This window comes from Streptomyces sp. CNQ085 (assembly GCF_022614595.1).
Lineage (GTDB): Bacteria > Actinomycetota > Actinomycetes > Streptomycetales > Streptomycetaceae > Streptomyces.
Genome location: NZ_JAJFAU010000019.1, coordinates 47,026 through 47,411, shown reverse-complemented (window position 1 = coordinate 47,411; position 386 = coordinate 47,026). Strand labels below are relative to the sequence as shown.

Sequence of the window (386 nt, the reverse complement as noted above, 5' to 3'; positions counted from 1 at the left end):
GCCCGGCCCCGGGCCGCGGCGGACGGCCGGTGGCCGAGGGCGCGTCAGGCTCCCAGAACGGCCTTCACCGTCGCGATCGATGGATTGGGCAGGGCCGAGCCGTCGGGGAAGAGCACGGTCGGGACCAGCTGGTTGCCGTCGTTGACCTTCTCGACGAAGGCCGCGGCCTCCGGATCGTGCTCGATGTTGACCTCGGTGTACGCGATTCCCTCGCGGTCCATCTGGCCCTTGAGCCGACGGCAGTAGCCGCACCAGGTGGTGCTGTACATCGTGACCGTTCCCGCCATGGGTTCTCGTGCTCCTCGTCTCGGCATGTCGGCGTACTGACATCGGTGGAACGTTCAACCGGCCGGGCCCATTCCCGGCGTCCCGTCCGGGCGCCCGGA

1 protein-coding gene is annotated in these 386 nt (G+C 69.7%); it reads right to left on the bottom strand.

The genetic code is table 11. From position 1 onward, the window contains the following. Positions 1-44: 44 nt before the first annotated feature. Positions 45-287, bottom strand: a complete 243-nt coding sequence (locus LJ221_RS06120; RefSeq protein ID WP_241714445.1) for a mycoredoxin — start codon at positions 285-287, stop codon at positions 45-47. Positions 288-386 lie beyond the last annotated feature (99 nt).